Here is a 6,579-nt window from a genome sequence, read left to right on the forward strand (position 1 = left end):
ATACGCCTGGCCTCATTGAGTGACCTGTGCCCATGGTCGTGATGCGATGGCGGTGATGCGTTCGGGCTGACTGGTGAACCAATTCCAGGTCTCGGTGCATGCGTCGAGGATGTCGTCGTAGGTCTCGTAGACGCGGTTGGCGAGCTTGTTGGAGCGTAGGTAGGCCCAGACATTCTCCACTGGGTTCAGCTCCGGCGCGTAGGGTGGCAAACGGAGCGGGGTGACGTTGGCGGGCACGCGCAACTTGCCGCCGGTCTGGTGCCAACCCGCGCCGTCCATGACGACAACCGCATGAGCACCTCGCGCAACCTGGCTGCTGATCTCGGCGAGGTCGAGGGACATGGTGTGGGCATTGGCGGCCGGCAGCACGAGGCCGGCGCCAATGCCGCGGGCCGGGCAGACCGCACCGAAGAGGTAGGCCGAGGCATAGCGGCGATCCTTCGGCGCGGTCGGGCGCGAGCCGCGCTCCGCCCAGATGCGCGTCAGCGTGCCCTGCTGGCCAACCCTGGCCTCATCTTGCCACCAGATTTCAAGCGGCTTGTCGCGCGCCTTGGGTGACAGGGCGGCGGTTACCAGGGCGGCGAAGTCGGCCTGAAAGACGCTTGTGCCGCAGCGTCATGACCGGGGTGACGCGGCCGCACAACCAAGCGGCGGAAGCCGAGGCGGCGCAGCACATGACCGACGCTCCGCTCGGCCAGCACAACGCCGAACCGCTCGGCAATGGCGCGCGCCAGATCAGCTCGGCGCCAGCGCACCACCCCGTCCCTTGTCGGGTCGGGGCCGCGGCGCACCCACTCGGCTACCTCCACCTCCTGATCGGACGACAGACGCCGCTTCGGCCCGGTCTCGCCCACCCGGGCTCGCAGACCCGCCAAGCCCTCGGCGTTGTAGCGATGCACCCAATCGCGCAGCGTCTGCCGCCTTGATCCGCTCTGCGGCTCAAGCCCACGCCGCACGGGCTGCGTCCGTCCGCGACTGCCCCTCCAGCACCAGCGCCAAGGCCAACATCCGCCGCGACGCCGCCGCATCCCGTTCGCGTCCTGCTGCCCGACGCAGCCCCATCGCGTCCAAATCCGTCCGGCTGATCGCCACTGCCGCTACCATCGCCATCTCCGCTCACCCGCAAAGGCAGCGAAGCACCTTCTCAGCCATATGGGACATCACCTACGAGTCAGCGATCTCGGCCGGGCGTATTACCCGATGCAGCCCGTCTGACGCTGAATATCCTCATCGAGGTCCTCAAATCGCTCGACGATCGTATTCGGCGCCTGGATGCCGAGATCGCCCGTCGCGCCAAAGACGATGAGGTAGCGCGGCGGCTGACCACCATTCCCGGTATAGGGCCCGTGACAGCGACGGCCCTTGCAGCTCTGGCACCGGCGGCAGAGACCTTCCGGAAGGGGCGCGACTTCGCGGCATGGATGGGCCTGACGCCGCTACAGCGGTCGACAGGAGGCAAGCAGAAGCTCGGACGGACCTCCAAGATGGGGGAGCGCACGCTGCGCCGCCTGCTGATCATCGAAGCATCGGCGGTGGTGCAGCAGGCCGCCAGGCGTGGCGCTCCCGCACATTCATGGCTGACGCAGATACTCTCGCGCAAGCCGCGCATGCTCGTGGTCGTCGCCGTCGCCAACAAAATGGCCAGAACGATCTGGGCCTTGCTGGCGAAGGGCGAGACCTATCGGTCTCCGACCGTAACAGACTCGAGCTGACCACGGTTGGGGCCGCCGGACGTAGGGCGGTCGAAAGGATGGTATGGCGCACAGTGACGGGAACGGGATCGGTCAACCACTTGTTCTCTATGCGCCTCGAGCGCGGCGATTAGAATTGAACCCGATCTGCGAACTCCCATACGGGCCCGCGGCACTGAACGGACGCAGCGAAGGCCGGACAGAAGTCAGCACCCAGCTGCGCCCGCACCATCCCGCAGATTGTCCTTGCGTCCACGAGGGCGCCCACAGAAGAGAGCGGGATCTCAATGGAAGCTTATCTTCGCTTTGAAATTAAACTCTTATGTACTTGGGAAGGTAACAGCGAACCCGTGAGGTTTGGAGAAGGGAGCGTGCGCCTTGCTTGGACAGCGCCTCGTAGGCGACCATAAACTCTTCCGCCATCCGTTGTACCGTAAAGCCGGCATCTACCCGCGCTCGGGCCGCGCCACCCATGCGCGCGCGCAGCGCCGGGTCGTCAAGCAGGCGCGCCAGTGCCGCGCCGAAGGCCGCATGATCCTCCGAGGGCACAACAAAGCCTGTCTCGCCATTTAATAGGATCTCCGCTACCCCGCCCACGCCGGTTGCCACGGATGGCAGGCCGAACCAGCCGGCCTCAGCGAGCGAAAGCGGCAACCCCTCGCGCCGTGAGGCCAACGCGAAAACGTCGCTGATCGCATAAAGCGACGCGGGGTCCGGGATGTGGCCTGCGAAGTGCACCCGCCCGCTGAGCCGGAGCTCGCCTGCCAAAGCCGCCAACGCTTCGCCTTCTGCGCCTGACCCGGCGATGACGAGATGCGGCAGCGGGCCGCGGGCGGGCTGGGCGGCAAAGGCGCGCAGCAGCACGTCGTGCCCCTTGCGCTGGATGAGCGAGCCCGTGCAGCCCACCACCGGCACGCCATCCGGGATGCCGAGCCGCGCACGCAGCGCTGCCGGATTGGCATTTTTGAGACGAGAGGGGTCGATTCCGTTGTAGATCGTACTCAGCCGGGCGGGGTCGTAGCCGTCGCCGGGCAGGTCCCGCGTGACCTCCTGCGCCACACCGACGATGAGGTCCGCTTGGTGAAGCAACAAGGCGTAGCGGCTGCGGCGCAAGTAGCGAACATGTAGGTGAGTGAGTAGTGGGCGCCGCGTCCAGCCAGCAGCGGGGACGAGCCACTGGGTCGGCGCGGCGCTGTTGGCGTGTACCACGCCGATGCCATGTTGGCGGATCAGCGAGACCCCCTCCCTCACCAAGGCCGCGTAGTGCCGAGCGGAGAAGGGCGACGCGCTCTCGGGGTAGTCCAAGAAGAAGGCGAACTGGCTGCGGTAGGTAGGGTAGCCCGCCGCCCGGCACTTCTCAGCCAGTGGCGCGCCGTTGCACCAGACTACCGGCGAAATACGGGCTGGATCGAGATGGGCGAGCAGGTCTAGAAGGACGTACTCGGCGCCCGTCAGCCACTCCTCGCCGAAATGGGTAAATAGCACCGGGGTAGGGCCCGAGATGGGGCTAGGCATTGGGCGCACTCCATGGCCGTTGCAGCGGCTTGTAGGAAAGCCGGTTGTAGAGAAGTAGGGGTGTCTACGCGTCGGGCACCGCGCTATCCCGCGGCGTATTCCCGCTCGAGCCGCTCCACAATCCGATCCCAGCCAAAGCCCTCAGCCCAGCGCCGTCCGGCCTCTCCCATACGGGCCCGCCCGGCGGGATCGTCGGCAAGCTGGCGCAGCGCTGCACTCAAGGTTGGCACGTCGTCGGGCGGCACCAGCAGGCCAGTGTCCGTGGGTACCACCTCCGGCACGCCGCCCACACGTGTGCCGATCACCGGCGTGCCGTAGCGCATAGCCTCGATATAAGGGATGCCGAAACCTTCGTAGCGAGACGGCATGACGAAGATGTCCGCCTCGGCATAGGCGCGATCGAGTGCCGCTTCCGTAACCAGCCCATGTACCCGCACGGCGGGGCCGAACTCCACTTCCAGCCCGGCGCGCGTCGCCTCGGAAATTCGCCCGATCACTTCGAGCCGCCAACCGGGGCGGCGTGCCTGCGCGAAGGCTTGGCGCAGCAGGTCGAAACCCTTGCGGTGCTCGTCCACGCGGCCGACGAAGAGCAACACGACCTCGCTGGACGGGCGCGGGGAGCGCGCATGCGGCAGCCCGGATTGGACGCCGTTCGGCAGCACGGCCTGCCGAGCCGCGGGCACCCAGGGGTATTCCAGCGCGAAGGGGGCAAGATCGAGTGACGTCAGGTGGAAGATGCGTCGCGCCGTGGCCAGCGGCAGCCAGTTCATCGCGTGCAACAGCATCGGTTCCGTCGCCGGCCGGCGGCGCGAGGGCTCCGTGTCCGGGTGCCAGTGCGGGGAATAAAAGAAACGGCGCCCGCGCGTTCGGGCGTAAAAGGCGGCGCCGAGCGCCCAAGCCGGCGCCGCGATTTGGTGGGCGTGCAGGACATCGGGCGCAATTTCGCGTAGACGCTGTACCAGGCCCTCCACCACTACACCGCCGTTGTTCAGGTAGGAGAAGCGCCAATGCGCATTGGCGATGCGCACCGGCAGGCGGTGAATGCGGAAGCCCTCCATCTCCTCCTGCCCGAGGGCATCGGGAAAGCTGCCCTTGGGATAGCGCAGGCCGCTGGTCACCACATGCACCTCATGCCCGCGTCGGACAAGGTGTCGGGCGTGGCTCAGCATTACCTTCTCCACCCCGTCGAGCTGTGGGAAGAAAAACGGGCCGGTGATGACAATGCGCAATAGGAGGGCTCCGGTCGTCTGGTGCAGGCGTTTTCGCAAGGCGCGCAGCTAGCCGCAAGGGCCCGATGCAGCGCATGTCAGGCCGGTGCCGGTCCATCGCCAGCCATGGAGGGGTGGCACAGCCGCAGGAAGGCCGCCGTCCGGCTCGTCCAACCCGCCACCCGCGCCGCCTCCAGTCCTCCCGCCGACAGTCGCGCCGCGAGCACGGCGTCCTGCAACACCCGCAGCACTGCCGCGGCGATCGCCGCGCTGTCTTCGCCCTCCACTAGCAGCCCGTTCACGCCATCGATTACCACCTCCGGTGTGCCACCCGCACGGCCGCCGATCACTGGGCGACCGCAGGCATTCGCCTCCAGAAAGACCAACGGCGTGCCGTCGCTCTCACCTGGCTCGGCCCGGTTGGGTAGCGCGACGAGTTCGGCCAGTGCGTAGAAGCCCGGCAGCTCGGCCGCGGCCACCGCGCCGGCGAAGCGCACCGCCGCCGGCCCGCCAGCCGGAATCGCCATGGCCTCTAGTGCGGCACGCTGCGGGCCGTCGCCGACGACCAGGAGGATCGCCTCCGGACAGCGAGCGCGGATGGTGGGCAGTGCAGCGATGAGCCGGTCCACGCCCTTGCGCGGAACCAGCCGAGCTGGCGTGAGGATCACCCGCCTTTCCTCCAGCCCAAACCGCCGACGCAACTGCGGGTCCGGCGGCCGGGGCCGGAATCGGTCGAGGTCCACGCCGTTTGGCACTACCGCAACGCGTTCCGTCGGGAGCCCATAATTCGTAAAAAGTTGACGCGCGGGAAAGCCGCCGGCTGCCACCACGCAGTCCGCTGCAAGTAGCCAGCGGCGCCGGGCGCGCCGAGCGGCCGGATCCTCCTCCATTAGGTCGTCGCCATGGCAGTAGACTAGCGCCCGGCGGCCCAGGCCGTGGCGTACGAAGGGAACGAGCCAGCCGACCGCCTCGTCGTCGCAGATGCAGACAGCCTCGGCCGCATGCCGGCGTGCCTCGGCCGTCACTGCGGCAGCGAGGCGTAGGGCCCGTAGGCCCCAGCCTGCCTGCCGCCAGAGAAAGTTCCGTGCGGCGCCACTCCGCAACGGCGGGCGCACTAAGCCGATCCGCCGGACCGAGTAGGGCGCAACGGCGTCGGTCTCCCGCCAGCCCTCCCACTCGCGCCCCGTTGCGGGATCCAGCTGTGAGGTGAGCACGGCGATGGCCCCTCCAGCATGCCGCGCCAAGGCTTCATAGACGCCAGCCGAGCCGCCGATGACCGGCGGGAAGGTGTGGCAGACCAGCAGGCAGCGCCCGGACATCGGCAGACTCGGGACAGGGGTGGCCGGCGCTGTCAAGCCGGGAGCCTTGCTCTGCCCCTTGGTGCCGCACCTACTTGTAGTGCGTCCGGATGTTGAGACAGTCGGCTGCGCCATTCAGGCGGCCAAGGGTAGGTTGGCCGATGGGCATTGAGCAAGGCGGCGTTGCTCGGCGCGGATCTGGTTCGGAGTGCGGTAGCCGTGCCGGGCGACGGGCCAAGTGGCGTTGTAGTGTGTGACGAACTCATGCAGCCCGCGGCGCAGCTCTTCGATGGTGTCGAACGTATGCACCCAGAGGAAGTTTTCCTTCAAGGTGCGGATAAAGCGCTCGGCGACGCCGTTGCCCTCGGGCTGGCGGACGAAGGAGGGCGAGCTCTCGATGCCGAGGAAGGCGATCTCGTCCTGGAAGTCGCCGGAGAGGTAGTTGGAACCGTGGTCGTGGCGCAGGGTGAGGCCCTTGGCCCTGTCCTTCTCGATGGCACCAAAGTTGCGCAGGACGCCCTGGCGCACCGGCTCAAGTGCCTCGAAGCGGTTGCTGGAGCGCGCGGCATGGTTGCCGACGCACTCGCCGGAGCAGTGGTCGACGGCCACGAACACCCGGGCCCGGCCTTCTCTGACGGTCACGGTCTCGGTCATGTCGGTCCCCCACATTGCATCCACGGCGATGGTGGTGATGGTGCCATCATGAGCGCGCTGCTCGGAACGGCCGACGCGGTGAGGCGCCAACAGGCCGTGCTGACCCATGAGGCGCCGGACCCGTCGGGCCGAGGTGCGGATGCCGGCATGGCGCAGCCGGGCCCAGATCTTGCGGTAGCCCTCGCCATGCAGGCGTGAGCCGAGGATCTGGGC

Annotated in this window: 4 protein-coding genes and 2 pseudogenes; 1 reads left to right on the forward strand and 5 read right to left on the reverse strand. The window is 67.8% G+C overall.

Going from position 1 to position 6,579, the window contains the following annotated elements:
* Positions 1-12: 12 nt before the first annotated feature.
* Positions 13-1,104 (reverse strand): annotated as a pseudogene (locus EP26_RS34125) (IS630 family transposase).
* An 89-nt stretch (positions 1,105-1,193) separates the two neighbouring features.
* Here EP26_RS34125 and EP26_RS29075 point away from each other — a divergent pair.
* Positions 1,194-1,712, forward strand: a pseudogene (locus EP26_RS29075) (IS110 family RNA-guided transposase); the annotation flags it as partial.
* Positions 1,713-2,003: 291 nt separating this feature from the next.
* Here the strand turns inward: EP26_RS29075 and EP26_RS29080 are convergent.
* From EP26_RS29080 to EP26_RS29095, 4 genes are all read right to left on the reverse strand, one after another.
* Positions 2,004-3,206, reverse strand: a complete 1,203-nt coding sequence (locus EP26_RS29080; RefSeq protein ID WP_052389833.1) for a glycosyltransferase — start codon at positions 3,204-3,206, stop codon at positions 2,004-2,006.
* Between the two features lie 83 nt (positions 3,207-3,289).
* Complete coding sequence (locus tag EP26_RS32690; RefSeq protein WP_052389834.1) at positions 3,290-4,435, reverse strand: glycosyltransferase family 4 protein; 1,146 nt, start codon at positions 4,433-4,435, stop codon at positions 3,290-3,292.
* A 77-nt stretch (positions 4,436-4,512) separates the two neighbouring features.
* Positions 4,513-5,733 carry a glycosyltransferase family 4 protein gene (locus EP26_RS29090; protein ID WP_052389835.1) on the reverse strand — a complete coding sequence of 407 codons (1,221 nt, stop codon included), beginning with the start codon at positions 5,731-5,733 and terminating at the stop codon, positions 4,513-4,515.
* Positions 5,734-5,847: 114 nt separating this feature from the next.
* On the reverse strand, positions 5,848-6,579 hold a 732-nt coding region (locus EP26_RS29095), incomplete at its 5' end, for an integrase core domain-containing protein (RefSeq protein ID WP_043344581.1).

Source organism: Belnapia moabensis DSM 16746, from assembly GCF_000745835.1.
Taxonomy (GTDB): Bacteria; Pseudomonadota; Alphaproteobacteria; order Acetobacterales; family Acetobacteraceae; genus Belnapia; species Belnapia moabensis.

Excerpts from the sequence above, each read along its gene's own strand:
- EP26_RS29080 (WP_052389833.1), bottom strand. The coding sequence starts at position 3,206 with ATGCCTAGCCCCATCTCGGGCCCTACCCCGGTGCTATTTACCCATTTC.
- EP26_RS29090 (WP_052389835.1), bottom strand. The coding sequence starts at position 5,733 with ATGTCCGGGCGCTGCCTGCTGGTCTGCCACACCTTCCCGCCGGTCATC.